This window comes from Congregibacter sp., assembly GCF_047617445.1.
Classification (GTDB): domain Bacteria; phylum Pseudomonadota; class Gammaproteobacteria; order Pseudomonadales; family Halieaceae; genus Congregibacter.
Genome location: NZ_JBLGBE010000047.1, coordinates 1 through 25,113, shown reverse-complemented (window position 1 = coordinate 25,113; position 25,113 = coordinate 1). Strand labels below are relative to the sequence as shown.

The following is a 25,113-nucleotide window of genomic DNA, read 5'->3' as shown; positions in this document are numbered from 1 at the left end:
GCCTTAGCGCTCGTCACTGGATTTTTGCTCGACCATTTCTGACTCGATCATAGACACCGCGTCGCTACAGCGCCTGCAGTTTCGCATACTGCACCACCAGCCACTTTGTGCCCTCGGCCGCGAAGTTGACCTCGACTCTTGCATTGCTGCCCCGGCCTTCAAAATTCAGTACAACACCTTCCCCAAACATCTGGTGATACACGCGCTGGCCAAGATTCAGTCCTGTATCTGAAGCCGGTGTAATCCCCGACAACTGACTGATCGGGCGACTGATCTTGGTCTGTAATCGCACTTCATTCACAAGCTCTGAAGGTATCTCCCGCACAAAACGAGAGGGCGGGTTGTAACTATCACTCCCGTGTAAACGACGACTTTCCGCATAAGTGAGAACCAAACGCTCCATCGCTCGGGTAATGCCCACGTAACAAAGACGGCGCTCTTCCTCGAGACGACCCGGCTCTTCGATGGACATACGGTGCGGGAACAGGTTCTCTTCCATCCCCGCAAGAAACACCAGCGGAAACTCCAAACCCTTAGCGGAGTGCAAGGTCATCAATTGGACGCTGTCTTCGTGGGGATCTGCCTGGCCCTCGCCGGCATCCAGCGCCGCGCTGTCTACAAACTGCTGCAAAGGCGACAGCTCATCACTTTCGGGGACAAAGGTCCGCGCGGCGCTTACCAGTTCTTCCAGGTTTTCAACCCGAGCCAGACCTTTTTCGCCTTTCTCTTTCTCGTAATACGCGATCAAACTTGAACGACGCACCATTTGATCAACCAACTCTTCGAGCGTCATGGGGTCGGTGAGGGTATCTAGCTCGTCGACCAGTACTCGAAACCCCTCCATAGCAGTTAGTGCGCGGGCCGGCAGCAACTTGCGCTCCTGACAGGTTTTTATGGACTGCCAAAGAGAGCTTTGATTTTCCCGGGCTGTCGCTCGCAAAACATCCAGCGTTTTACTACCAATACCCCGAGGCGGCGTATTAATCACCCGCTCAAAGGCCGCATCGTCGCCCCGGCTGACCAGAAGCCGCAGATACGCCATGGCGCTGCGAATTTCCAAACGTTCGTAGAATCGTTGGCCGCCATAAATACGATAGGGCAGCCCGCTGCGCAGCAGCGCCTCCTCCAAAACACGAGACTGCGCATTGGAACGGTACAAAATGGCAGCAGAGCGACGTGTTTGGCCATTACTCACCCAGCTTTCAATTTGCTCAACAATAAACCGTGCTTCGTCTTGCTCATTAAACCCGGCATACAGCTGCACGGGGTCACCGGTCTCGCCGGCACTCCACAGCTCTTTACCCAAACGACCGCTATTGTTGGAAATAACACCGTTAGCGGCCTGCAAAATGGTCTGTGTGGACCGGTAGTTCTGCTCCAGGCGCACAAGCTGTGTTCCGCCAAAGTCTTCTCCGAAGCGCTGAATGTTTTCGATCTTCGCGCCGCGCCAACCGTAGATCGACTGATCGTCATCACCCACCGCCACCACAGGTATCTGATCACCCGCCAAAACTCGCAGCCACGCATACTGGATAGTGTTGGTGTCCTGAAACTCGTCTACCAGTATCTGGCGAAAACGGCCTTGATAGTGCGCCAGCACCTCGGGTGCATTCAGCCAGAGCTCATGCGCCCGGAGTAACAACTCCGCAAAGTCGACCATCCCGCCCCGCTCGCACGCTTCCTCATAGGCGGCATACACGCGCAGCATGGTTTTGATGTACAAATCGCCGAGGGGCGGCTCGATGTGGGCAGCGCGCAAACCCTCATCCTTCTGGGCATTGATGTACCACTGGGCCTGCTTGGGAGGCCAACGAGACTCATCTAGCTGAAGACCTCGACAGACGCGCTTTACCAATCGCAGCTGATCATCGCTATCGAGAATCTGAAAATTCTGGGGTAGGCGGGCCTCTTTCCAGTGCGTCTTTAACAAGCGGTGAGCCAGCCCATGGAAAGTGCCCACCCACATACTGTGCGTTGGTATTTGCAGCATCTGTTCGATGCGTCCACGCATCTCCCGAGCAGCTTTATTGGTAAATGTAACGGACAACACCGCATGCGGCGACAAGCCTTCGGCGCGAATCAGCCAGGCAATGCGATGCACCAGAACACGGGTCTTTCCTGACCCCGCTCCAGCAAGCACCAACATATTGCCGCTATCCGCTGCCACAGCATCGCGTTGCGCGTCGTTTAATCCCGTCAAAATATCGCTTACGTCCATACCCGCATTCTAACCGCTTCCCTTGTTTTACTCACGAAAAAGGGCAATGGTGGGCGTGACCGCTTGCGCTCTGCTACTATCAACAGCGGGCCACAGCCGGTAGTTAAAGTTAATGGCAGAAGACGATAAAGATCCGAAAATAGGTGCCTCCGAGGAGGACAACAAAGGTTCGGATGATGGACATCGCGAGCTGTTCATAGACCGCGACGATGACAGCAGTCCGCCGTTTGTAGATAGCGACTATGGAGACGATTTCCCGGGATCAGGTGACGAGCCTGAGAACATAGACCCTGGGTATGCCGCATTTGCCAGCGAGCTCGAAGATCCTCTTGCGGATTGGCCCTCCCCCGATGTGCCCCTGAATGACCTGCCTGAGGTTCGCCAACATAAAGAAGCCGCCGATCGAAAGGCGACCGCGCAGGGTTTTGAGCCAGAGTCTGATTCGGAAAGCTCAAGTGACGAACCCGATGACGAGGTCTTACTATCGCTTAGCAACAACGAAGCGATTTTTGATGATACGAATGATCACGTCGATACCCGAGCGCCGGATCTAGTCGATGTTGATCACCTGTCCAGCACCAACAGCGACTACTCACTAAGTGTGATGGACGACCGCGAATCACCAGAAGCGGTAATGCCCGATGAGCCGTTAGCGCAAGCGTTCACCGAAGAGTCGCCGACGATGGTGACCTACGACGAGCCCGACCTTCCAACTAATGATTTTACGCCAGACGATGAGAGCTTGGATGAACCTTTGCCGGAGCAGAATGAGGCTTTCGATGAACCCCCGGGAGACTTTGAAGACGAGTTTGTCGACGACTTTCTTAACGATCTGGATCCTCCAGAAGAAGAGAAGCTTCCAGCGGTTGATGACTTCGAAGATGACTTCGATATTTCTGTGGCTGCAACAGCGAGCAGTGTCGAGAGATCAGCCGCTTACGACGGCACTAGTATGAGTCGATTAGATCGCGAATCAGACCAACCCCCTACGGGAAGACCGCCTCAAAACTCGACGCTGGACAAAGAGAATCGAGCATTTCCCCTGGGAATGATTGCCGTGGTGGGTGTCGCTCTGATACTGCTGGGCATTGGCGGCTATGGCGTCGTGCAACAACGTGGCGACATGCAGGCAGAAATTCGAGAGCTTCAGGCCAAGCTAGCAACAACCATAAGCCCGGAAGAGGCTGAGATGGAACGTGAGCGCCAAAGACAGGTCCAATTGCAAAATGAGTCTCTAAATACAGAGCTGGAAGCACTGACTGCGGAAAACGACGCTCTTGCACAACAGCTGGCGGAACTCGAAGCCGTACAGGCGGCTAAAGTCAGTGCTGCAGCACAACAGCGTGCACAGGAAGAGGCTGCGGCAAAAGCTGCCGCTACAACAAAACAAGCTGCAGCAAACAAGCAGGCGGCTGCGCAGTCAAGCGCAGCGTCGATGGCTAGTGGGTCAACAGCCAAAGGGCCCTGGTTTGTAAACTTTGGGTCTTATGCCGATCGAACAATCGCTGAACGTTGGGCGAAGAAACTAACCGTTGATAACGGCGAGGTAGTTGTACAAACAGCGACCGCTGCAGCTAAGACGCTGTATCGGGTTCGAGTGATTGGGCTTTCCAGTCAGGATTCGGCCGAGCGTGTTGCCACCGCGCTCGAACGACAGTATCAACTTCCCAGGTTGTGGGTAGGAAAAAACTAAAGCGATAGGTACGCCATCATGAAAAACACCCTGTGTCATTCTGAACGCACACTCCTGCCGTTCTGTGCAGCTGTACTGAGTCTCTCCCTTGGAGGAGCGATTTCGACATCCACCCCTGCCTCGGCCGATGACACTTGCAGTCAGCCTCCGCGTCCGGAGATGCCTGATGGCAGCCAAGCAACGATGCAAGCCATGCTAGCCGGGCAGAAATCCGTTAAGACATTTCAGACCAGTAACATGGAGTACATGCAGTGCTTAGAACGTAAGTACTCTGCTGCAGAGACCACCGCAAAGCGGGCCAAAGATGCTGTCAAAAAGTCACAAGCTCGCACGGAGTACGCAAAGTCCATCGACGCCTATAACGCGGCCGTGTCTGCTGAAGAGGCGGTTGCGGGGGATTTCAATGTTGCGCTGAGAGCTTACAAGGCCGCTAATAAATAGCTTCGCCTGCTTGCCGTGCATTAACTACCAGGCCTTTGACGGACGCTGGAAAGCAGCGCTCACAACTCCTGTGACTTATGCGTGAGGGTGTGGGCGTTGGCTTCCCAGTGATCGCCATCAAACTCTACAATCCTTGTCTGCGCGGGTTTTTCATCCAGACAGTTAACGTTGACGTCGACCCCATCGGGATTCGAACGTGGGATATAGAAAGGCTTTATGCCGCAAGTGCGACAAAAGTAGTGTTTGGCGACACCAGAGTTAAATTCGTAGCAAGATAACTGCTCTTCGCCCTGCACAAGATGAAAGCGCGAGGCGGGCACAATAAGGTGCAAGTAGCCGCCCATACTGCAGATAGAACAATTACAACGCTCAAGCTCAACGGAATCCGGTGCCTCCACACTGAAGCGCACGTCTCCACAGTGGCACCCACCGTGATAGGTTTGTAGTGCACTCATGGCGACTCCTGGTGAGAGTGTCAGACCAGTGTAAGGCTCGGGGCATCCAGCATAAAGCGTGAGTGAAAGCTGTCTTTCAATGACCCCCGTGTTCGGTCAGTAGAGTCCACAATAGTCAGCAACTCATCCAAAAACACCGTATCAGGAGACGAGGCCAGAGCTTCTAGGTCGATGGGACAATTCGCCTGGACGATTGCAATATCCTGGCGAAGCCCATCACGATCCTGAATGCCTAAAACTCGCACCACTCGACTGACAATGGCGGACACAGTCGCATGCTCTTGCTTGCTAAGAGCCACGTTGTGTATGTTGCGCTGCGGCGCTCGGACTGCCATGTCTCTCACGGTATCTCCATCTTGCTTCATTGTTTTCACTCCCGTTATCTGGGAAGACTCTGTCGCGACTAACAGTGTTTAGAAAAACACAGCATGTGCAGCAGAACATTGCGTTAACTCTAACGGAGTGAAATGCAAATTGCCTACGTTGAGAGAAGAAGTTGTGGATCGGGTCGCAGAACAAACGCCGAGTGGGCCCAAACTCAGGCAGAAATCAGCTTGGACATCAGCGGTTCCCGCGGGGCAGGGCCTGATGTCGCGGCATAGCCCAGACGCACAAGCATTTGTAGGGTATGGCCTAGTGGGGCCAACTCCTCATGTGCCTGACGATAGAAGTCGGCCATGGCAGGAAACTCCTGCAAGGCCTGACTGAGGGGGTGGAAAGCCAATCCCTCACGCGTCGCTGCCTGATGCAGGCGAACCCATGTAGCACCCGCACGCAACTGGTCCAGGCGCGTGTTTGCAGCTGTGGTACTCCACACATGGACCATGGCGCTGTTACAGGCCGCCGAGTAACTGGACAGCGTTTCACAATAGGAAGCCGTTCCGGGTGAGTGCATTCTTCCATTCAGCGACCCAGGCCTTGGTGCTTAGCTGTCGAATGCGCGCCCGTTTCATTGGTTCCGCATTGCAATCCACCTGGACGTCTGGCGTAGACATACTGCTGATTCTATTCAGCGTATCTGCATCAACAGGTCGAGCTGTATCAAACGGTGCTCGTTCAGTGTGCCGGGAAAGTGCATAGGCAAACAGCGGCTCCCGGTCTACCTGTGCCTGTTTAATAGTGGCTCTTGCTACGGGTCGACCATCGAGTACGGGGTAAGGCTCGCCCTCAGGAAAGGCATCCACCGGTGTCTCGTAACCCTGCTGTGCAGCGGCTTGGCGAAACAACTCAAGAAAACAGCCAAACCCGATAGTGATCTGTCGGCAGGGTGGGTCGGTTTCGGGCAGCAGCCTCTCTCGCAATGCAAATAGGCTAAATGCGTCATCGCCCTCGAGCTGAACCTGCCATGGCTGCGTGTTGTGGGGATTCGGGGCGAGGATCGCATAGGCAAGAGCGTTCAGACGTGGATCATTAAAACCCTTACTCGCCGCTTCCCAGGGCTCCCGCGCTGTTACGGATGTTTGCGTAGACAGCCAACCAACGCCGCCTGCGACGACGACGAGCGAAGCGACACCGCTGCGAAGAACAAAACGACGGCGCAAAGCCATGGCACCTCCTTCACTCGAAGGTAGCGCACTATGGGCGTAGAAAGAAACCTCAGGAATGGTCAGGGCAATGGTGCCGGTTCGTGGTGAGTGCTCCTATTAACCGTCCGATTTGGTATTCGTGTGCCCCTCTAGCCTGATCTCGGCCAGGCCTTAATTCAATGGCCTGCGAGCTTATTGAATTGATACAAGCAGCTCATGCACACTGCCAGGATCAGCAGCTATGGGGGCGGCTCAAGCATTTATTATGGAGGCGGATACGTCATGAGTACGCTCTACATTACAGGCGCTGGCGTAAGTGCCGAAAGCGGCATACCCACTTTCCGTGGAGAGGACGGGTTCTGGACCGTCGGCAGTCGCAATTACACGCCGCAGGAGATGGCGACGCGCGCCATGTACCAGCAGGATCCGATTCAATTTCTACGCTGGTATTACAGGCGTTTTGCCACCTATCGTCACCACGGTCCCAATGCGGTGCATCACTGGCTTGCGGATAAAAACCTGATCACGCAAAACATTGACGGCCTAGATGGCAAAGCGGGCAATCCATCCTATATCGCTATCCATGGCCGTCTTGACCAGATGACCCTGTTCCATGATCAAAGCCTCGCTGATCAAATCACCCCTGTCATCGCGCCCTGGGATGAGGTCGACGAAAACCGATTGGATGAGAGCCTTTTTGAGGTTTTCAAAATTAGCGTTAGACCAAAAATTAATGAATCTTACAAGCCCTTCGTCCTGCTGTTCGATGAGTACTACACAGAGCTGTACCGCATCTCAGAAGCGCAGAAGCGCATGCAGAGCGCAGATCGAATCGTGTTTATGGGAACTTCCTTTAGTGTGAACATCACGATGATGGCCTTAGAAATAGCCATGGAGCGGGACATTCCCATCGAAGTTGTAGACCCCGAGCCAGTAGCGTTGCCCTACGATAATTGTCGTTATCACGCGATGACGGCTATGGACTACATAGAAGCGGTTGGCTAATAATCGTCCTACGTCTCCACCAGGGACGAACAATCACATCAACAGAAGGACGGAGTCATGACAATAACTAAAAAACTCGGTGCAGAATTTATCGGAACATTCTGGTTGGTACTCGGCGGCTGTGGCAGCGCGGTGTTAGCTGCGGGATTCCCCGATGTGGGTATTGGTCTTCTGGGAGTATCCCTCGCCTTTGGTCTTACGGTGCTTACCATGGCCTTTGCTATCGGACATATATCCGGATGCCATCTGAACCCTGCGGTTTCGTTAGGCTTATGGTCTAGTGGGCGCTTTCCTCTCTCCGAACTTGGGCCCTATGTCGTGGCACAAGTTGCCGGCGGCTGTGCAGGCGCAGCGATACTGTATGTCATTGCCAGCGGACAAGCAGGCTTCGATGTCACCGCTGGATTCGCATCTAACGGCTACGGCGAGCATTCTCCCGGGGGTTACAGCTTAACGGCGGCTCTGGTAACAGAGATCGTAATGACCTTTATGTTCCTGATGATTATTCTTGGTGCTACCGATAAACGCGCGCCGGCAGGTTTTGCCCCCATCGCTATTGGTCTTGGGCTCACGCTGATCCATCTGATCAGTATTCCTATTACGAACACTTCCGTGAATCCAGCCCGAAGCACCGGCGTAGCTTTGTTTCAAGGTAGCTGGGCGATTTCCCAGTTGTGGCTATTCTGGCTTGCACCGCTCGTCGGCGCCGTGATGGCAGGAATTTGCTATCGATGGTTTGAGTCCGAGGACTAATCAGAACCCTTGGTAAAAAGAGTTCCCGGGCCCGGCGAAGCACTCACTCTACAGTGACGGACTTCGCCAGGTTTCTCGGCTTATCGACATCAGTGCCTTTTTGTAAGGCTACGTGATACGCCAATAACTGCAGCGCCACCGTGTAAATCACCGGCTGCAATATTTCCGGTGTATGGGGCATGGCTAGTACGTGAACGCCGGGCTCGTCTTTAAAGCCTGCATCGACATCGGCAAAGACATACAACTCTCCACCGCGAGACCGCACCTCTTCGAGGTTGGATTTGAGCTTATCGAGCAGGTCGTCGTTAGGTGCGACCGCTACAATCGGCATATCCGCATCCACTAGTGCCAAGGGTCCGTGCTTAAGTTCGCCGGCAGGGTAGGCTTCGGCGTGAATATAGGAAATTTCCTTGAGCTTGAGTGCTCCTTCCATAGCGACGGGATACTGAATGCCACGCCCAAGAAACAAAGCGTGCTGCTTTCGAATAAACGCCGACGACATGGCTTCTATTTGTGGATCAAGCTTCAAGGTCTGCTTAACCAAATCCGGTAAGAGCCTCAAGCCCTCCATAAGCTCCTGCTCACGCTCTGCAGTCAGTCCGCGATGACGACCAAGCACCACGGCAAGCATCAAAAACCCAACTAGCTGGGTAGTAAATGCTTTGGTCGATGCCACGCCGATCTCAATACCTGCTCGTGTCAAAAACGCCATGTCGCTTTCGCGCACCAAAGAGCTGTTATCAACATTCGCGACCACCAGGCTGGCCACAAATTCGTCGCGGGCAGCATGACGAAGAGCGGCGAGCGTGTCGGCGGTTTCACCACTTTGGGACACGGTTACCAACAAGGTGCCAGGATGTGCCACGCGCTTTCGATAACGGAACTCTGACGCGACCTCGACCTGACAGGGAATACCGGCAATATCTTCCAGCCAATAACGCGCCACCAAGCCAGCGTGGTAGCTGGTACCACAGGCAACAATCTGAATGGCCTGGGTTTTGGCAAACACCTCGGCAGCGCCCTCGCCAAAAACACTGTCATCGATTTTCTCACCCACCGCTTTAGCAAATGTTGCAGCCAGGGCATGTGGCTGTTCATAGATTTCTTTGAGCATGTAGTGCTCAAAGTCGCCTAAATCAGCGTCCTCGATGTCACCTGAAATACGCTTCATATCCCGCTGAACGGGCTCGCCTTGAAGGTCGTAGATGGCCAGTCCAGCGGCGCTACAAACAACCAGGTCACCTTCATCAAGATAGATAAAGCGGTCCGTCACCTGTCGCAGCGCCATGGTATCCGAGGCCAAGAAATGCTCACCAATACCGACGCCCACCACTAACGGACTACCTGAGCGCGCCGCAACCACCTCCTCTGGAGAGTGCGTATCAATAGCGGCAAGTGCGTAAGCGCCATCAAGACGGGACACGGTGTAACGCATGGCCTCAAGAAGACTCTTTCCATCTGCGAGATTGCTGTGGAGTAAGTGAACAATCACTTCGGAATCTGTAGCGGACACAAAATCATAGCCCGCCTCGCGCAACTCCTCGCGCAAAGCCTGGTGATTTTCTATGATGCCGTTATGAACGACAGCCACCCGCTGGCCCGAAATGTGCGGGTGGGCATTGGCCGCTGACGGCTGACCATGAGTGGCCCAACGCGTATGCGCAATACCGGTACAACCAAGAATAGGGTTGAGGGTTTGTGCTGCTTCCAGATTAGCAACTTTGCCCTGGTACTTATGTAACTGCAGGCGCTTCTCGTTATCAATAAGCGCCATTCCTGCCGAGTCATAGCCTCGATATTCGAGACGCCGTAGGCCCTCAAGGAGAATTTCTGATACTTCGCGCCGCGCTGTTGCAGCTACAATTCCACACATTGATCAGTCTCTCCGACTTGGGTTTTTGTCATGCTCTACCCGCTGTTTGGGCGTCTGCCAGCCATCTATGTTTCGTTGCTTGGCCCGGGCCACACCCAGAGCACTATCGGGAACGTCCCGGGTAACCGTAGAACCTGCCGCCACAAAACCACCGGCTCCGATGCCAAGCGGTGCAACCAGGGTACTGTTAGAGCCCACAAAAACCCCATCACCCAAGAAGGTTTTGTGCTTGTTAACGCCATCGTAATTACAGGTAATTGTGCCAGCACCGACATTCACACCTGCGCCTAGCTCTGCATCACCGATGTAGCTCAAGTGGTTAACTTTGCTTCCCTGGCCAATAATGGCTTTCTTGGTCTCCACAAAATTGCCAATACGGGCGCCGTCGGCCAGCACTGTGCCAGGTCGCAAACGCGCGTAAGGACCAACAGAGCAGTCTCTGCCTACCTCGCTTTCATCAACGTGACTCATGGGGTGAATTTCGCTACCTGCGGCAATGGAGCAATTTCGCAATACACAATTAGCGCCAATACGAACGCCCTCACCGAGAGTCACCTTGCCCTCAAACACACAGTTCACATCGATAAACACATCACACTCACAGAGCATGCTTCCCCTAACATCTATGCGCGCCGGATCAGCCAAAGAAACACCACCGATCATAAGCGCCTCGGCGGCGCGGCGCCGATAGACAGTCTCGGCTTCTGCAAGCTGTACACGATCATTGATTCCCATCACCTCGCTTGGCTCGTTAGCACGCAGCGCGGCAATACGGTGCCCTTCGTTAACGGCCATGGACAGCACATCGGGCAGGTAATATTCGTCCTGCGCATTCGCATTGCCCACTCGCGGTAGATAGTCCGCAAGCAGTTTAGCCGGGTAAGCGAGCACACCTGTGTTGATTTCGCTAATAGCGCGCTGTTCTTCGGTCGCATCCTTGTGCTCAACAACACCTTGAAGCTGATCTTTGCTATCGCGAAGTACGCGACCATAACCATCCGGATCTTCAAGCTCAGCCGTAAGCAATGCCGGCGCATTATTGACCAAGTCTTCCAGAGTGCTGGACCGAAGCAGAGGCACGTCGCCATACAGCACTAACACCGTCGAGTCAGAATCAACCCCGGGTATGGCCTGAAGCACAGCGTGACCTGTACCAAGCTGCTCCTCTTGCATGACCCACACAATATCCTCGGCATCCAGGGCATCGCGAACCTTCTCAGAGCCGTGTCCAATAACCACATGGATTCTCACAGGCATGAGTGCCCGCGCACTATCCAAGACATGCGCCAGTAGTGGCCGGCTAGCCAGTGGATGCAGAACCTTGGGCAAGTAAGAACGCATGCGCGTCCCCTGGCCCGCGGCGAGAATGATGACTTCAAGCTTCATAATAAAGAGCCCGGCTGTCCGGCCTTATTCAATATTTCGATACACGATAGTACCGACTGGAATACGCTTTACAACGCGACTAATACCGACTGGTTCACAGGTTGAAACACTGGCAGACAGGGACTAGCAATCACTGATAGCCTCCGATATTAGTATTTCATCTACGGAAAACAGTGTGAACCAAGACCAGAAGCTTATCGTGGGTAGCGAAGAGTGGTGCTCATTTCCCAGCCTAGGTATTCCTGCAGTTAAAGCCCGTGTAGACAGTGGCGCAAAAACCTCTTCCCTGCACGCCTTCAACATACATATGTTCAATCGTAACGGAGAGAAATGGATCAGTTTTGACGTTCACCCCATCCAACGAAATCGAAAAACCACGGTGCGCTGTGAAGCCCCTGTGGTGGACCGACGCTTCGTTAAAAGCTCGAGTGGCGACCGCGAAAAGCGTTATGTGATAGCAAGATCTGTACACATAGGGGGTGCCAGTTTTGACATCGAGCTGACCTTAAGCAATCGCGACACTATGGGATATCGCATGCTGCTCGGCCGTGAGGCCATGAGTGGTCGTATGCTCGTGGATCCTGCCGCCAGTTTTAGTGTCGGTGACCTTACCCCTACACAGCTCTCGCAGATGTATGGCGTGGCTAATGAACCCTCCTCGGGTCTCAAAATCGGTGTTCTTGCTTCAAACCCTGATCTTTACAGCAATAAACGGATCATGGAAGCCGGCATAAATCGCGGGCATGACATGGTGTTTTTGGATATCAAGCATTGCTACATGAAGCTTGATGCAGAAACACCAGAAATTCATTATCGCGGTGGCTGGATCCTCAATGACTTTGATGCAGTGATTCCGCGAATACGCCCGCAGCTCACGTTTTATGGTTGTGCCTTGACTCGGCACTTCGAAAGTATCGGCGTCCACCCCTTAAACAGCGCGTCCGCGATTAGTTATTCTCGTGACAAGCTGTATTCGCTGCAGTTGTTACAGCGCAAAGGCTTGGACATACCAACCACAGGGTTCGCCAACTCACCCATGGACACGTCTGAACTCATTGATATGGTCGGTGGAGCGCCTTTAATCGTCAAACTCCTGGAAGGAACGCAGGGCCGTGGCGTCGTGCTTGCAGAAACCCGCAAAGCAGGGGAAAGCGTCATCAATGCTATCAAGTCGTTAAACGCCAACTTATTGGTACAAGAGTTTATTAAAGAAGCCCAGGGTCGCGACCTACGCTGTTTTGTTATCGACGGTAAAGTGATTGCCTCAATCGAACGTCGGGCGGCACCCGGAGAGTTTCGTGCGAACCTCCATCAGGGTGGCACGGCCGCGTTAGTCCGAATCACCCCTGAGGAGCGAAAGCTGGCCATAAAAGCCACTAAAACCATGGGCTTACAGGTTGCAGGGGTCGATATCATACGCTCCGCAAGAGGGCCCCTGTTACTCGAGATCAATTCGTCCCCAGGGCTCGAAGGCATCGAAACCGCCACCGGTAAAGACATCGCGGGGGACATGATTGCCTCCGTTGAGCGATCACTGAATTGGCAGCCAAAAACGAAAAACCCCGGCAGTGCCGGGGTTTCAAACCAAGTCTGAGGGCAAACTTAGCTACCACGTCCTGCACGATTACGCATCTTACGAAGCGTAGCCAACTGCGCTGCCGCTTCCGCCAACTGAGACGATGCCCGACCATAGTCGAAATCTCCCGTTTGGTTTTCCAAGGCGTGCTCTGCCTCGCGTCGTGCCTCTTCAGCCGCAGCTTCATCAACATCGTGCGCGCGTATAGCGGTGTCCGCCAGAATCGATACAACGCCAGGCTGCACTTCCAGATAGCCGCCGGAGACGTAGTAGACCTGCTCATCACCATTTTGCAGCGTGATACGAACAGGGCCAGGCACCAACGCTGACAACAGCGGCGCGTGACCGTAGTTCACGCCCAGCTCACCGACTTCACCGGTAGCGACCAGCGACTCAACCAGCCCGGAGAAAATGGCTTCCTCTGCACTGACAATATCGCAATGAATGGTCATGGCCATACTCTTACCTCTGGGTGACGCTAGTTACAGGCTCTTCGCTTTCTCGACGGCTTCGTCGATGCTGCCAACCATGTAAAACGCCTGCTCTGGCAGGTGATCATACTCGCCGGAAAGAATCGCACTAAACCCCGCGATAGTATCCTTAAGAGACACGTATTTTCCGGGGGCGCCGGTAAAGATTTCTGCAACGTGGAAAGGCTGAGAAAGAAAACGCTCAATCTTACGGGCGCGATCTACCGTCTGCTTATCTTCCTCGGATAGCTCATCCATACCAAGAATCGCAATGATGTCTTTCAATTCTTTGTAACGCTGCAACACGTTCTGTACACCGCGTGCCGTATCGTAATGCTCGTTGCCAATCAGCAGTGGATCCAACTGACGAGAAGTAGAATCCAGTGGATCTACCGCAGGGTAAATACCTTTCGCGGCGATATCGCGTGACAGTACAACGGTTGAATCAAGGTGCGCAAAGGTCGTCGCTGGCGATGGATCTGTCAGGTCATCAGCCGGTACATATACCGCCTGAATAGACGTAATAGATCCAGTCTTGGTAGAGGTAATACGCTCCTGCAGTACGCCCATTTCCTCAGCAAGAGTAGGCTGATAGCCCACCGCCGATGGCATACGTCCAAGCAGTGCCGACACCTCGGTTCCCGCAAGGGTGTAACGATAGATATTATCGATAAACAGAAGAACATCTCGACCTTCGTCGCGGAACTTCTCAGCCATTGTCAGACCGGTCAGTGCAACACGCAGCCGGTTTCCGGGGGGCTCATTCATCTGCCCGTAAACCATGGCAACTTTAGAGTTAGATAGGTTCTCAAGGTCTACGACCTTGGATTCCTGCATCTCGTAGTAGAAGTCATTGCCTTCACGAGTCCGCTCGCCCACACCGGCAAAAACAGAAAGTCCCGCGTGCTGCAAAGCGATGTTGTTAATCAGCTCCATCATGTTGACGGTCTTACCAACACCCGCACCACCGAACAATCCAACCTTGCCGCCTTTAGCAAAGGGACACACTAGGTCGATAACTTTGATGCCTGTTTCCAGAAGATCATCCGAAGCAGCCAGCTCTTCATAAGATGGCGCTGCCCGGTGAATAGAAGCACGCTCCTTCTCACCAATAGGGCCGCGCTCGTCAATGGGGTTGCCCAGGACATCCATAATACGGCCCAGTGTTTCGTTGCCCACAGGAACAGCAATCGGCGCACCCGTGTTTTCCACACCCAACCCACGGGACAAGCCCTCGGAAGAACCCATGGCAATTGTGCGAACTACGCCATCGCCAAGCTGCTGCTGAACTTCCAGAGTAATGCCCTTCTCTGTGATCTTCAGCGCGTCATAAACCCGCGGGACAGCATCACGGGGGAATTCCACGTCGATAACCGCGCCGATGATCTGTACGACTCGTCCGCTACTCATGTGCGTTCCTCTTCTTGCAAATTGTTCGGTCGCACCCACGGCGCGCTACCGATTGTTCTGTTACTTATTTCACCCAGGCAAAGCGCCAAAGGCGATGCTTATTTCTAACTAATCGCTGCAGCGCCACTCACGATTTCAGACAGCTCCTGAGTAATCGAAGACTGACGGGCTTTGTTGTAAATCAACTGCAGTTCGTCGATGAGATCACCGGCGTTGTCTGTCGCGCTCTTCATCGCGAGCATTCTTGCAGCTTGCTCGCATGCGGCATTCTCGACCACCGCCTGGTACACCTGAGATTCTATGTACCGAGTCAGCAGCCCCTCCAGGAGATCACGGGCCTCGGGCTCGTAAATGTAGTCCCAGTGATGCTTCATCTCTTCGCTGTCTTCGGCCTGTAGCGGGAGCACTTGCTCGACTACTGGCGTCTGAGTCATGGTGTTCACGAATTCGTTGCTCACCAGAAATAGGCGATCGATCTTGCCTTCTTCATAGGCGTCCAGCATCGTCTTAACGCCGCCAATGAGATTCTCAAGCGCCGGCGCTTCGCCGATATCACGTGCAACGGCGATAACGTTGCCGCCGTAGCTATTAAAAAACGCGATGGCTTTGCTGCCCACCAGGGACAAATCAATTTCGATGTCTTTTTCAGCCCACTCTTTCATGGCGCGAATCGTTGCCTTGAACAAGTTCATGTTCAGGCCACCACACAGACCACGGTCCGTGGAAATTACAATAAAGCCTACTCGCTTAATCTCGCGCTCTTGCATGTACACGTGGTGATACTCGGGTGCCGAGTTCGCGATGTGACCAACGACCGAACGAATGCGGCGAGCGTAGGGCTTGCCGATTTGCATGCGATCCTGGGCCTTCCGCATTTTACTTGCGGCGACCATTTCCATCGCGCTGGTGATCTTTTGAGTGCTTTGGATACTCGTGATCTTAGTGCGAATTTCCTTGCCGGCTGCCATCGGTGCGTCTCCGGACTCAGTAGGTCTGCGTGGACTTGAACTTCTGAATCAGCTCCGAGAAGCCACCCGCAATTTCATCGTTATAATTGCCGGTATCAACCACTTGCTTCATCAGATCGCTGTACTCTGCATGCGCAAAAGACAATAGCGCGGCTTCGAAATCACCAATCTTGGCGACCTCAACATCCTTCAGATGCCCCTCGTTTGCGGCATAAAGTATCAGACCCATCTCGGCGATGCTTTGCGGAGAGTACTGCTTCTGCTTCATCAACTCTGTAACACGTTCACCGTGGTCAAGCTGCGCCTTGGTAGCATCATCCAGGTCAGACGCGAACTGAGAAAACGCTGCGAGCTCACGATACTGCGCGAGGGCTGTACGAATACCTCCGGACAGTTTCTTGATCACCTTAGTCTGCGCTGCGCCACCTACCCGAGATACCGAAATACCTGCGTTCATGGCCGGTCGCACGCCGGAGTTAAACATATCGGTCTCAAGGAAAATCTGACCGTCAGTAATAGAGATCACGTTGGTCGGTACGAACGCGGAAACGTCACCTGCCTGAGTTTCAATGACTGGCAATGCGGTGAGCGACCCTGTTTTGCCCTTTACGGCGCCACCGGTGAATTTCTCAACGTAGTCAGCATTAACGCGAGCAGCACGCTCCAAAAGACGCGAGTGCAAGTAAAAGACATCGCCAGGATAGGCTTCACGACCTGGTGGTCGGCGAAGCAGCAAAGATATTTGACGATAGGCCCAGGCTTGCTTGGTCAGGTCATCGTAAATGATTAAAGCGTCTTCACCGCGGTCGCGGTAGTACTCGCCCATGGTGCATCCAGCGAACGGCGCAAGGTACTGCATAGCCGCAGGATCTGAGGCGTTAGCGGCCACGATAATCGTGTGATCCATAGCGCCGTGCGCTTCGAGCTTACGGACAACCGCCGCAACAGAAGAAGCCTTCTGGCCAATCGCAACATAGACACACTTAATGCCTGTGCCTTTTTGGTTGATGATGGCATCAACAGCGATAGCCGTTTTACCGATTTGGCGATCGCCAATAATCAACTCTCGCTGTCCACGACCGATGGGAACCATAGCATCGATAGCTTTCAAGCCAATCTGCACAGGCTGGTCTACGGATTGCCGCTCAATTACGCCTGGAGCAACTTTCTCAAGCGCATCAGTCATAGCTGCGTTGACAGGGCCCTTTCCATCAATGGGCGCACCCAAAGCGTCAACAACACGGCCTTGTAGCTCTGGACCTACGGGTACTTCAAGAATGCGGCCCGTGCAACGACAAGACTGGCCTTCAGCCAAGCCTTTATAATCACCCAGAACAACCGCACCCACAGAATCACGCTCAAGGTTAAGCGCCATCCCGTAAATACCGCCATCAAACTCAATCATCTCGCCATACATTACGTCGGCGAGACCGTGGATACGAATGATGCCGTCGCTTACCGAAACAATGGTGCCGACGTTACGAGCTTCGCTGCTGACGTCCAGCTGATCGATTCGCTGGCGAATCAGATCGCTTATTTCAGATGGATTCAGTTGCTGCATTATCTGTTCCTCAAAAACTAGTTTGTCAGTGCTTCGGCCAGCTTGTTCAGCCGTCCCCGAACACTGCCATCAATAACCAGGTCACCTGCGCGAATCAGTACGCCGCCCAAAAGACTGCTGTCGATACTGGTACTCATAACCACTTCGCGGTCCAGGCGCTTGCCGAGTGCCTGCGAAATCCGTTCACGAACCGCATCCGGCACCTCAAAAGGCGAGACCATTTCCACGTCGACGCTCTGTTCACGCTGCGCTTTGAGCTGTGCAAACTGCGTCAGAATATTGGGCACCAGGCCAAGACGGCGGTTTTCTGCAAGTACATGCAGGAATCGTTTACGACTATCACCAAGCTCATCACCCAGAAGAGAAATAAAGACATCTGCCTGCTTCTCTGTTGTTAGTGATGGGTCACCGAGAAGTTTCTGAACAGCCGCATCAGACACAACAACTGAAACTAGTTGTAGCTCTACAAGCCACTCGTTCAGTGCACTTTCTGTGTTGGCGTATTCAAACGCTGCTCGAGCGTAAGGTCGTGCAAGAGTACTGAGCTCTGCCATAAACTAGACCTAAAGTTCTGCGGCGAGCTTATCGACGATATCGGCGTGAGCCGATGCGTCAATAGAAGCGCCCAGAACTTTTTCTGCACCGGCCAAAGACAGAACCGCCACCTGGCTGCGAAGTTTTTCGCGTGCCCGGTTGGTCTCCTGCTCGATCTCTGCCTGTGCAGCCGTCTTCACGCGATCAGCCTCTATTACCGCTGCGTCTTTTGCTTCGTCAACGATCTGACTAGCGCGACGATTAGCTGCGTCAACAATGCCTGCAGCCTCGGTCTTGGCTTCTTTTAAGCGCTCTACAACTTTCTCTTTAGCCAGATCAAGATCGTGGCTTGCCTTGTCGGCAGCCGCGAGGCCTTCAGAGATTTTTTGCTCGCGCTCCTGCATCGCGGCCATAATTGGTGGCCAGACGTACTTCATACAAAAGACGACGAAGGCTACAAACGCTAGCATTTGCCCGATGAGGGTAAGGTTAATATTCACTACCTGCTCCTTGCGAAAACACGCAGACGGCTATGGCCGTCATGGGATAAGTAATCCGGCGTATTAGGCCGCTGCACCAGGTGCAACAACGAAGATCAGGAACATCGCGATACCAACACCAATAATGGGGATAGCATCTACCAGGCCAGCACCCAGAAAGAAGGTGGTTTGCAGCTTGGGAGCAAGCTCCGGCTGACGTGCAGAACCCTCAATCAGCTTACCGCCGAGAAGGCCTACGCCAATCGCAGCACCAAGACCGCCAAGGCCCATCATGATTGCAGCAGCAACGTAGATCAGTTCCATTGTGTTCTCCTAAAGTCTAAAAGTTTCTAAGGTTACGTTTGTAAATCAGTTCGTTTTGTCTAATTAGTGGTCTTCGTGAGCCATGCTCAGGTACACGATTGTAAGCACCATAAAGATGAATGCCTGCAAGGTGATCACCAGTATATGGAAGATAGCCCAACCAACCTGCATCAAGGCAGCCGGCAGCATCCACATAACACCGGCGCTGAACAAGGCGGCAATCAAAATAAAGATCATTTCACCCGCATACATGTTGCCGAACAGTCGGAGTCCCAATGAAAAGGGCTTTGCCAACAGTCCCACAACCTCCATGAACAGGTTCACGGGTATGAAAAGCGGGTGGTTAAAGGGGTTAAGGGCAAGCTCTTTCACAAAGCCGAAGCCTTTAACCTTGATCGAGTAATACAGCATCAATATAAAGACGCCTAAAGCCATGCCCATAGTGATGTTGGGGTCGGTTGAGGGAACAACTTTTTGGAACTCGACACCGAATAGCATCAAGGTATGGGGGATGAGATCAACGGGCAACAAATCCATAAGGTTCATCAAGAAAACCCAAACGAAGATTGTCAGTGCGAGCGGAGCGATCATTGGGTTGCGACCGTGAAAGGTATCTTTAACGGTGTTGTCGACAAAACTCACAACCATTTCGATGGCGTTAGTCAGACCCGTAGGCACATCGGATGAGGCTTTTTTGGCGATGCTGTGGAACATCCAACAAAACACAATGCCAAGACCGATAGACCAAATCATGGAATCAACGTGGATTGCATTAAAGCCCATAGCTGTGGCTTCTTCACCACCATGAGCCATGGTCCAGGAACCGCCTTCCTGTACGGTGCTACCGTCATGACGATGGTAACCACCGGGAAGCTTCCCATAGGTTAAGTTCGTCAGGTGGTGGACGATGTAGTCTGAAATTGTCTGGGATTCGCCTGCCATCTGCTTCTTTGCCCTGCGCTATTCCTATGACCTACGTTTATCTGGCTCTGATCGATTAGCAGCCAACCGACTTAACTATCTTAACTATCTTAACTGTCTTAACTAACGCGAATGCCGCAAAAGGCGTATTCCTTCAATAATCTGTATCGTCCAAAACAGCCCAAACCCTATGAAAACGAGCCCGGGTCGCTCGGGTTTTAACACCGCAAACACCAGTGCAAAAGACACTGCACTAAGTACAAACTTTCCACCTTCGGCGGACAAACCCAAACGAGCAGCCTGTTGGGCGCTATGTCTGGACGCTGCGGCAACGCGAACCGCAAAATACGCCTGGGGCAGCAACGCGCACATTGCGCCGCTCGCCAGCGAAACCGCGCTGGATAACCCGCCCACCAGATACGTTATTGGTGCACCAAAAAACAGCAACATCAACTGGATGAGGGTGGTCCGCAAATACTGCGGCCGAGGGGGCGTCTTTTGCGCGGCCTGAACAGCCTTTCTCCCCACCCTACCTTGCACCATTAAAAGTACGTCCTGATTTGGGCGGCGCGCATTATAGAATCTAAACCTACCGTGTTCAAGCTACAGAGAACCGTGTTTTTCGAAAAAACCTTTATTTCACATCGACTTGCGAATTAGTCGTTTTTTTTGAGTTGTACGCTCGGTTAGTACGATGCTGCTAAAAGCCTATTATTCCTTAAAACGACCATATCTAGAAATTGCGCTGCTGATAAACCCTATATCTGGTGGTTAGTGTTTTTAACTACTTTAAATGACTCAAAATCCCGTCAAGTTCATCCAGACTCCCGTAATTCAGAATCAACTTACCTTTACCATTGGCGCTATGTTGAATATGCACTGCGCTGCCCAGCTTTTGCGATAGCTCATCCTGGAGGCTACGAATATTGGGGTCCAGGGTCTTTCGTTCGGGTTTTGGCTTATCTGTCTGTATCTGCCGCACCAAAGCTTCTGCCTGTCGGACGGACAAGCCTTTGGCTACAACGCGTCGCGCCAGCTGTACTTGTTGCTCCGCATCCAACGTCAGCAAACAGCGAGCATGTCCCATATCCAGATCGCCGTGCTCTAAAAGTGTGCGGACATCGGGTTGCAGGGAAGTGAGTCTAAGCAAGTTCGCTACAGCCGAACGGGACTTACCCACCGAATCGGCAACTTGCTGTTGGGTCATCTCAAATTCATTTTGCAAACGCTCCAAAGCATAGGCTTCCTCGATAGGGTTGAGGTCCTCTCTTTGTATATTCTCAATGAGCGACATCGCTACGGTCGCTTGGTCAGAAACATCGCGGATCAGCACGGGGATAGAATCCAGCCCCGCTTGCTGTACTGCTCGCCAACGTCGCTCACCGGCGATAATTTCAAAACGCTCATTTCCGATAGGTCTAACGACTATCGGTTGCATAACACCCTGCGCTTTAATGCTGTCGGCGAGTTCTTGCAAAGCAAAAGGATCGAAATCACGGCGCGGCTGATACCGCCCTCGCTGAATGAGGTCTACCGGCAATTCACGCAACAAGCCTTTTTCATTGTTGGGTGATTCGGCTACCGATGGCTCATCTGGGCGACTACTTCCCGCCAACAGAGCATCAAGTCCCCTGCCAAGGCTGCGACGTTTAGCGGCCATTTCTAAGCTCCCGTACCGTTTTCTGGTGAGCGAAGACGCTCCTCGCGGCGGATCATTTCGCCTGCAAGCGCCATATACGCCCGGGACCCTCGCGAATACTTGTCGTAATGCATTGCTGGTAGACCATGGCTAGGCGCTTCAGCTAGTCGTACGTTACGAGGAATCACTGTTCGATAAACCTTGTCACCGAAATGCTCGTGTAGCTGTCCAGAAACAGCATTAGTGAGGCTGTTTCTGGGGTCGTACATGGTGCGCAAAATACCTTCTACCTCGAGCCCCACATTCACACTCGAACGGACCTGCTCAATAGTGTCGAGCAGCGCCGACAATCCTTCCAGTGCAAAATATTCGCACTGCATTGCGATGATCACTCCATCGGCAGCAACTAAACCATTAAGCGTCAGGAGGTTTAGAGACGGCGGGCAATCAATCAACATGTAATCGTAGCTTGATTGAACCTGGCCAAGGGCGGCACGTAGGCGGCGTTCACGTCCATCAACATGAATCAGTTCTACTTCGGCCGCGGTCACATCACCATTAGCGGGGAGCACGTCAAAGCCACTCTGTGAAGGCGTCTGAATAGCGTCACTAACACCGCATGCTTTGACCAGCACATCGTACGTGCTGCGCTTTAGTGAATACTTATCGACACCGCTTCCCATACTCGCATTGCCCTGGGGGTCGAGATCAACCAGGAGCACACGCTTACGCATGGCCGCCAAAGAAGCCGCCAAATTAATACAAGTGGTTGTTTTTCCGACGCCTCCCTTTTGGTTAGCTATGGCTATTATCCGCGCCAAAACGCCGCTCTCTCTTTAGTCGCTGGTAGTTTGATCATTGTTGGTCTCTATGCGTGTTTGGCCGTATGCGAAGCAAACACCGCTCTTCAGACAATCCGGGCACCTGTAGATCAATCACTGAAACCTCTAGTGCATCAGATTCAACGCGCTGCAGTTCTTCGTCCGGGCGCTGGCCCTTCATGGCGAGAAACTCACCGCCAGAAACTAACAGATGCTGACAGCTGGATATCATATCACCGAGGGACCCAAAGGCTCTGGACAAAACCGTGTCGTAGGCGGATTCCGGAACATAGTCGGTGACTCGCGCTTTGATCACTTCGACATTTGAAAGCCCTAGTTCATTAACGGCATGGACCAAAAACCGGGTTTTCTTGCCGTTGCTGTCCAACAAAGCAAAGTGTTGTTTGGGCGACGCAATGGCCAGGGGTATTCCCGGTAGCCCCGCACCGGTGCCCACATCAATGAATCGTTGTCCTGACAAATGCGGTTGCACGGCGAGACTATCGAGTAAATGCCTGGTTACCATAGCTCGCTCGTCACGAACTGCCGTGAGGTTGTAGATCTTATTCCAGCGCGAAAGGAGCTTGAGATAGTCCATCAATAGCTGCTGCTGTGCCGTGCCTATTGTAAGTCCGAGGTTCTTTAGTCCGTGGCTTAATTCGTCGTCGAGCACGTATCAATGTGTCTGTTGGCGAGCTTCGCGAGGCTTCGTCTCGGGGTTTTTGACATCGAAGGTTTTTAAAGCCTTACCTTGACGACGTTTCATGTGTACCAGCAGTAAGGAAATGGCAGCAGGGGTCACGCCGGGTATTCTGGATGCACGCCCCAATGTTTGTGGTTTTTGTTCGATCAACTTGTCTCGCACCTCGTGCGATAAACCAAGCACCTGCATGTAATCCATATCGTTAGGCAGAGATAAACCCTCGTAGCGTCTAACCCGATCAATCTCGTCTTGTTGTCGATCGATGTAGCCTGCGTACTTCGCTTGTATGCTCACCTGTAGCGCGGCCTGGTCATGCTTGATGCCTAAGGAATCCAGAACCGCTATATCCGAGTATTCAAGTTCAGGGCGTTTCAACAGTTCAGCGTAGCTGTACTCCCTCGACAAGGGTTTACTGAGTTTGGCATTTAAACTTTCAGCGGCCGGGCTTCCTGGATGCACGAAGCTGCGTAGCAATCGGGTTTGCTCCTGATCTATTAGATCTCGTTTTTCACTAAACTGCGCCCACCGCTCATCGTCGACCAAACCAAATTTCCGTCCTTGTTCAGTGAGACGTAGGTCGGCGTTATCTTCGCGCAACAACAATCGATGTTCTGCGCGCGAGGTGAACATTCGATAAGGCTCTTTAGTGCCGAGAGTAATCAGGTCATCAACCAACACTCCAAGGTAAGCTTCATCGCGACGGGGGCACCAGGGGGCTTCGTCGCGTATAGCAAGTGCTGCATTGATTCCAGCCAGAAGGCCTTGCGCTGCTGCCTCCTCGTAACCCGTAGTTCCGTTAATCTGACCGGCAAAATATAAACCGGATATTGCTCGAGTTTCCAAAGAAGACAAAAGATCCCGGGGATCAAAAAAATCGTATTCGATGGCATATCCGGGACGAGTGATATGCGCGTTTTCGAAACCCTTAATACTGCGTACCAGTTCCACCTGGACATCAAAAGGCAGGCTGGTAGAAATACCGTTGGGATAAAGCTCGTTGGTTATTAGGCCTTCGGGTTCCACAAATATCTGGTGTGAGTTCTTATCCGCAAAGCGTTGGATTTTGTCTTCGATGCTAGGGCAATACCGGGGACCTTCGCCTTCGATAACACCGGTATACAAGGGACTACGATCCAGGCCCTGGCGAATAATGTCGTGGGTGTGTTGATTGGTGTAGGCCATCCAACAACAGCGCTGCTCGGGATGTTGCCCGCTATTGCCCAAAAATGACATTACGGGACGCGGCTCATCACCCCATTGTTTTTCAAGACTCTCCAAATTAATACTGCGAGCATCCAGTCGCGGAGGTGTGCCGGTTTTTAGTCGTTCGACGCGAAGCGGTAATTCTCTCAAGCGTGCAGCGAGGGTATTTGAGGGTGGATCTCCGGCGCGCCCCCCAGCAGATTGGGTGAGGCCGATATGCATTTGCCCGCCCAGGAAGGTACCTGTGGTCAAAATAACTCTGGCCGCATGAAAGCGTAAGCCGGTTTGTGTGACCACACCCTGTACTGAACCGTTCTCAATAATTAAGTCATCAACGGCTTGTTGAAAGACCTGTAATCCTGATTGAGCCTCGATAATTGTTCGTATCGCGTTTCGATACAAAACTCGGTCTGCCTGAGCTCGCGTAGCGCGAACCGCTGGGCCTTTGCGACTGTTCAAAACTCTGAACTGAATACCTGCTAGATCAGTAGCTTTGGCCATGGCACCACCCAGAGCGTCAATCTCACGGACCAGGTGGCTCTTACCGATGCCTCCAATCGCAGGATTACATGACATTTGGCCCAAGGTGTCTACGGAATGGGTGAGAAGCAATGTGGCACAGCCCATCCGTGCAGCGGCGAGCGCGGCTTCGGTACCGGCGTGTCCGCCGCCTATAACAATAACGTCGAAGTGTGTGGAATGTTCCATGAGTTGTTTGTGTCTGCCCTCAAATCGCTGACGCAGGATGATGTATTTGCGAGCGCTTGTCGAAAGGTATCTAAGGGTCGAAGTTTATTTTAGGGGTCGAGGATTATAATTTTGCCAAGGCGTCATCCAACTCATTACTTATTTAATTATATAAGTACCTTTATATAGGTATGTTTATTTATTATAGTTATTATTAAGGGCGCGATTTTTCGGTATAACTCTATTTTATCTAATTAAATCAATACTTTAATCTATTCATAAGTGTGTAAATAGAGTCTGTATCTTCTATGTAATAGAGGTTAACCGATCGGGGATAAGTCTGGCCGTTGACGTAGTTATCATCCTTATCCCCAGTTGCGTCTTCATCGATACAGGATCTTTACCCAGCGTTTGACAGAGCATTCCTCGAAGAATCTAAGGTGCTCAAAAGTTCTAACAAGGCTGTG

Annotated in this window: 25 protein-coding genes and 1 pseudogene; 6 read left to right on the top strand and 20 right to left on the bottom strand. The window is 52.7% G+C overall.

Going from position 1 to position 25,113, the window contains the following annotated elements:
• Nucleotides 1-64: 64 nt before the first annotated feature.
• Nucleotides 65-2,218, bottom strand: a complete 2,154-nt coding sequence (gene uvrD / locus ACI9KD_RS11460) for a DNA helicase II (protein WP_414981303.1) — start codon at nucleotides 2,216-2,218, stop codon at nucleotides 65-67.
• Nucleotides 2,219-2,330: 112 nt separating this feature from the next.
• Between uvrD and ACI9KD_RS11455 the strand changes: the two genes are divergently transcribed.
• Entirely contained in the window at nucleotides 2,331-3,911 is a 1,581-nt protein-coding gene (locus tag ACI9KD_RS11455) for an SPOR domain-containing protein (protein WP_414981302.1), read from the top strand.
• Nucleotides 3,912-3,929: 18 nt separating this feature from the next.
• On the top strand, nucleotides 3,930-4,352 hold the full coding sequence (locus tag ACI9KD_RS11450; RefSeq protein WP_414981301.1) for a hypothetical protein: 423 nt from the start codon (nucleotides 3,930-3,932) through the stop codon (nucleotides 4,350-4,352).
• Nucleotides 4,353-4,411: 59 nt separating this feature from the next.
• On the opposite strand, the gene ACI9KD_RS11445 is transcribed toward ACI9KD_RS11450, so the two are convergent.
• The 4 genes from ACI9KD_RS11445 to ACI9KD_RS11430 all read right to left on the bottom strand — a co-directional run bounded on the left by ACI9KD_RS11445 (nucleotide 4,412) and on the right by ACI9KD_RS11430 (nucleotide 6,354).
• Nucleotides 4,412-4,807, bottom strand: a complete 396-nt coding sequence (locus tag ACI9KD_RS11445) for a GFA family protein (protein WP_414981300.1) — start codon at nucleotides 4,805-4,807, stop codon at nucleotides 4,412-4,414.
• 20 nt (nucleotides 4,808-4,827) lie between these two features.
• Nucleotides 4,828-5,172 carry a hypothetical protein gene (locus ACI9KD_RS11440; RefSeq protein WP_414981299.1) on the bottom strand — a complete coding sequence of 115 codons (345 nt, stop codon included), beginning with the start codon at nucleotides 5,170-5,172 and terminating at the stop codon, nucleotides 4,828-4,830.
• Nucleotides 5,173-5,345: 173 nt separating this feature from the next.
• Nucleotides 5,346-5,702 (bottom strand): hypothetical protein, encoded by a 357-nt coding sequence (locus ACI9KD_RS11435; RefSeq protein WP_414981298.1) that lies wholly within the window; start codon nucleotides 5,700-5,702, stop codon nucleotides 5,346-5,348.
• Entirely contained in the window at nucleotides 5,671-6,354 is a 684-nt protein-coding gene (locus tag ACI9KD_RS11430) for a hypothetical protein (RefSeq protein ID WP_414981297.1), read from the bottom strand. The genes ACI9KD_RS11435 and ACI9KD_RS11430 overlap by 32 nt, the downstream gene beginning before the upstream one ends.
• A 261-nt stretch (nucleotides 6,355-6,615) precedes the next feature.
• On the opposite strand from ACI9KD_RS11430, the gene ACI9KD_RS11425 reads away from it, so the two are divergent.
• Together ACI9KD_RS11425 and aqpZ are read left to right on the top strand one after the other, a co-directional pair.
• On the top strand, nucleotides 6,616-7,338 hold the full coding sequence (locus tag ACI9KD_RS11425; RefSeq protein WP_414981296.1) for an SIR2 family NAD-dependent protein deacylase: 723 nt from the start codon (nucleotides 6,616-6,618) through the stop codon (nucleotides 7,336-7,338).
• Nucleotides 7,339-7,395: 57 nt separating this feature from the next.
• On the top strand, nucleotides 7,396-8,091 hold the full coding sequence (gene aqpZ / locus ACI9KD_RS11420; RefSeq protein WP_414981295.1) for an aquaporin Z: 696 nt from the start codon (nucleotides 7,396-7,398) through the stop codon (nucleotides 8,089-8,091).
• 43 nt (nucleotides 8,092-8,134) lie between these two features.
• On the opposite strand, the gene glmS is transcribed toward aqpZ, so the two are convergent.
• Nucleotides 8,135-9,964, bottom strand: a complete 1,830-nt coding sequence (gene glmS, locus ACI9KD_RS11415) for a glutamine--fructose-6-phosphate transaminase (isomerizing) (RefSeq protein WP_414981294.1) — start codon at nucleotides 9,962-9,964, stop codon at nucleotides 8,135-8,137.
• 3 nt (nucleotides 9,965-9,967) lie between these two features.
• Nucleotides 9,968-11,350 carry a bifunctional UDP-N-acetylglucosamine diphosphorylase/glucosamine-1-phosphate N-acetyltransferase GlmU gene (gene glmU / locus ACI9KD_RS11410; protein WP_414981293.1) on the bottom strand — a complete coding sequence of 461 codons (1,383 nt, stop codon included), beginning with the start codon at nucleotides 11,348-11,350 and terminating at the stop codon, nucleotides 9,968-9,970.
• A 175-nt stretch (nucleotides 11,351-11,525) separates the two neighbouring features.
• On the opposite strand from glmU, the pseudogene ACI9KD_RS11405 reads away from it, so the two are divergent.
• Together ACI9KD_RS11405 and rimK are read left to right on the top strand one after the other, a co-directional pair.
• Nucleotides 11,526-11,933, top strand: a pseudogene (locus ACI9KD_RS11405) (ATP-dependent zinc protease); the annotation flags it as partial.
• A gap of 48 nt (nucleotides 11,934-11,981) precedes the next feature.
• Complete coding sequence (gene rimK, locus ACI9KD_RS11400) at nucleotides 11,982-12,944, top strand: 30S ribosomal protein S6--L-glutamate ligase (RefSeq protein WP_414981304.1); 963 nt, start codon at nucleotides 11,982-11,984, stop codon at nucleotides 12,942-12,944.
• A gap of 8 nt (nucleotides 12,945-12,952) precedes the next feature.
• Here rimK and ACI9KD_RS11395 read toward each other — a convergent pair whose 3' ends face one another.
• From ACI9KD_RS11395 to mnmG, 13 genes are all read right to left on the bottom strand, one after another.
• Nucleotides 12,953-13,384, bottom strand: a complete 432-nt coding sequence (locus ACI9KD_RS11395; protein WP_414981292.1) for a F0F1 ATP synthase subunit epsilon — start codon at nucleotides 13,382-13,384, stop codon at nucleotides 12,953-12,955.
• Between the two features lie 24 nt (nucleotides 13,385-13,408).
• Nucleotides 13,409-14,806, bottom strand: coding sequence for a F0F1 ATP synthase subunit beta (gene atpD, locus ACI9KD_RS11390; protein ID WP_414981291.1), 1,398 nt, complete (start codon nucleotides 14,804-14,806; stop codon nucleotides 13,409-13,411).
• A gap of 104 nt (nucleotides 14,807-14,910) precedes the next feature.
• Nucleotides 14,911-15,774, bottom strand: a complete 864-nt coding sequence (gene atpG, locus ACI9KD_RS11385) for a F0F1 ATP synthase subunit gamma (RefSeq protein WP_414981290.1) — start codon at nucleotides 15,772-15,774, stop codon at nucleotides 14,911-14,913.
• A 16-nt stretch (nucleotides 15,775-15,790) separates the two neighbouring features.
• Nucleotides 15,791-17,335, bottom strand: a complete 1,545-nt coding sequence (gene atpA / locus ACI9KD_RS11380; RefSeq protein WP_414981289.1) for a F0F1 ATP synthase subunit alpha — start codon at nucleotides 17,333-17,335, stop codon at nucleotides 15,791-15,793.
• A 17-nt stretch (nucleotides 17,336-17,352) separates the two neighbouring features.
• Nucleotides 17,353-17,889: a F0F1 ATP synthase subunit delta gene (locus ACI9KD_RS11375; RefSeq protein WP_414981288.1), complete on the bottom strand. Its 537-nt coding sequence runs from the start codon at nucleotides 17,887-17,889 to the stop codon at nucleotides 17,353-17,355.
• A gap of 9 nt (nucleotides 17,890-17,898) precedes the next feature.
• Entirely contained in the window at nucleotides 17,899-18,369 is a 471-nt protein-coding gene (locus tag ACI9KD_RS11370; RefSeq protein ID WP_414981287.1) for a F0F1 ATP synthase subunit B, read from the bottom strand.
• Nucleotides 18,370-18,432: 63 nt separating this feature from the next.
• A complete protein-coding gene (gene atpE, locus ACI9KD_RS11365; RefSeq protein ID WP_008293388.1) occupies nucleotides 18,433-18,672 on the bottom strand; it encodes a F0F1 ATP synthase subunit C in 240 nt (79 codons plus the stop codon).
• 63 nt (nucleotides 18,673-18,735) lie between these two features.
• Nucleotides 18,736-19,614: a F0F1 ATP synthase subunit A gene (gene atpB, locus ACI9KD_RS11360; RefSeq protein ID WP_414981286.1), complete on the bottom strand. Its 879-nt coding sequence runs from the start codon at nucleotides 19,612-19,614 to the stop codon at nucleotides 18,736-18,738.
• A 102-nt stretch (nucleotides 19,615-19,716) separates the two neighbouring features.
• The gene (locus ACI9KD_RS11355) at nucleotides 19,717-20,136 is read right to left on the bottom strand and encodes an ATP synthase subunit I (RefSeq protein ID WP_414981285.1); all 420 of its coding nucleotides are present in this window, start codon (nucleotides 20,134-20,136) and stop codon (nucleotides 19,717-19,719) included.
• A gap of 241 nt (nucleotides 20,137-20,377) precedes the next feature.
• Complete coding sequence (locus ACI9KD_RS11350; protein ID WP_414981284.1) at nucleotides 20,378-21,253, bottom strand: ParB/RepB/Spo0J family partition protein; 876 nt, start codon at nucleotides 21,251-21,253, stop codon at nucleotides 20,378-20,380.
• A 2-nt stretch (nucleotides 21,254-21,255) separates the two neighbouring features.
• Entirely contained in the window at nucleotides 21,256-22,053 is a 798-nt protein-coding gene (locus ACI9KD_RS11345; RefSeq protein ID WP_414981283.1) for a ParA family protein, read from the bottom strand.
• A gap of 34 nt (nucleotides 22,054-22,087) precedes the next feature.
• The gene (rsmG, locus tag ACI9KD_RS11340; RefSeq protein ID WP_414981282.1) at nucleotides 22,088-22,726 is read right to left on the bottom strand and encodes a 16S rRNA (guanine(527)-N(7))-methyltransferase RsmG; all 639 of its coding nucleotides are present in this window, start codon (nucleotides 22,724-22,726) and stop codon (nucleotides 22,088-22,090) included.
• Nucleotides 22,727-22,729: 3 nt separating this feature from the next.
• A complete protein-coding gene (gene mnmG / locus ACI9KD_RS11335) occupies nucleotides 22,730-24,667 on the bottom strand; it encodes a tRNA uridine-5-carboxymethylaminomethyl(34) synthesis enzyme MnmG (RefSeq protein ID WP_414981281.1) in 1,938 nt (645 codons plus the stop codon).
• Nucleotides 24,668-25,113: the final 446 nt, after the last annotated feature.

Excerpts from the sequence above, each read along its gene's own strand:
- uvrD (WP_414981303.1), bottom strand. The coding sequence starts at position 2,218 with ATGGACGTAAGCGATATTTTGACGGGATTAAACGACGCGCAACGCGAT.
- ACI9KD_RS11455 (WP_414981302.1), top strand. The coding sequence starts at position 2,331 with ATGGCAGAAGACGATAAAGATCCGAAAATAGGTGCCTCCGAGGAGGAC.
- ACI9KD_RS11450 (WP_414981301.1), top strand. The coding sequence starts at position 3,930 with ATGAAAAACACCCTGTGTCATTCTGAACGCACACTCCTGCCGTTCTGT.
- ACI9KD_RS11445 (WP_414981300.1), bottom strand. The coding sequence starts at position 4,807 with ATGAGTGCACTACAAACCTATCACGGTGGGTGCCACTGTGGAGACGTG.
- ACI9KD_RS11440 (WP_414981299.1), bottom strand. The coding sequence starts at position 5,172 with ATGAAGCAAGATGGAGATACCGTGAGAGACATGGCAGTCCGAGCGCCG.
- ACI9KD_RS11435 (WP_414981298.1), bottom strand. The coding sequence starts at position 5,702 with ATGCACTCACCCGGAACGGCTTCCTATTGTGAAACGCTGTCCAGTTAC.
- ACI9KD_RS11430 (WP_414981297.1), bottom strand. The coding sequence starts at position 6,354 with ATGGCTTTGCGCCGTCGTTTTGTTCTTCGCAGCGGTGTCGCTTCGCTC.
- ACI9KD_RS11425 (WP_414981296.1), top strand. The coding sequence starts at position 6,616 with ATGAGTACGCTCTACATTACAGGCGCTGGCGTAAGTGCCGAAAGCGGC.
- aqpZ (WP_414981295.1), top strand. The coding sequence starts at position 7,396 with ATGACAATAACTAAAAAACTCGGTGCAGAATTTATCGGAACATTCTGG.
- glmS (WP_414981294.1), bottom strand. The coding sequence starts at position 9,964 with ATGTGTGGAATTGTAGCTGCAACAGCGCGGCGCGAAGTATCAGAAATT.
- glmU (WP_414981293.1), bottom strand. The coding sequence starts at position 11,350 with ATGAAGCTTGAAGTCATCATTCTCGCCGCGGGCCAGGGGACGCGCATG.
- rimK (WP_414981304.1), top strand. The coding sequence starts at position 11,982 with ATGTATGGCGTGGCTAATGAACCCTCCTCGGGTCTCAAAATCGGTGTT.
- ACI9KD_RS11395 (WP_414981292.1), bottom strand. The coding sequence starts at position 13,384 with ATGGCCATGACCATTCATTGCGATATTGTCAGTGCAGAGGAAGCCATT.
- atpD (WP_414981291.1), bottom strand. The coding sequence starts at position 14,806 with ATGAGTAGCGGACGAGTCGTACAGATCATCGGCGCGGTTATCGACGTG.
- atpG (WP_414981290.1), bottom strand. The coding sequence starts at position 15,774 with ATGGCAGCCGGCAAGGAAATTCGCACTAAGATCACGAGTATCCAAAGC.
- atpA (WP_414981289.1), bottom strand. The coding sequence starts at position 17,335 with ATGCAGCAACTGAATCCATCTGAAATAAGCGATCTGATTCGCCAGCGA.
- ACI9KD_RS11375 (WP_414981288.1), bottom strand. The coding sequence starts at position 17,889 with ATGGCAGAGCTCAGTACTCTTGCACGACCTTACGCTCGAGCAGCGTTT.
- atpE (WP_008293388.1), bottom strand. The coding sequence starts at position 18,672 with ATGGAACTGATCTACGTTGCTGCTGCAATCATGATGGGCCTTGGCGGT.
- atpB (WP_414981286.1), bottom strand. The coding sequence starts at position 19,614 with ATGGCAGGCGAATCCCAGACAATTTCAGACTACATCGTCCACCACCTG.
- ACI9KD_RS11355 (WP_414981285.1), bottom strand. The coding sequence starts at position 20,136 with ATGGTGCAAGGTAGGGTGGGGAGAAAGGCTGTTCAGGCCGCGCAAAAG.
- ACI9KD_RS11350 (WP_414981284.1), bottom strand. The coding sequence starts at position 21,253 with ATGGCCGCTAAACGTCGCAGCCTTGGCAGGGGACTTGATGCTCTGTTG.
- mnmG (WP_414981281.1), bottom strand. The coding sequence starts at position 24,667 with ATGGAACATTCCACACACTTCGACGTTATTGTTATAGGCGGCGGACAC.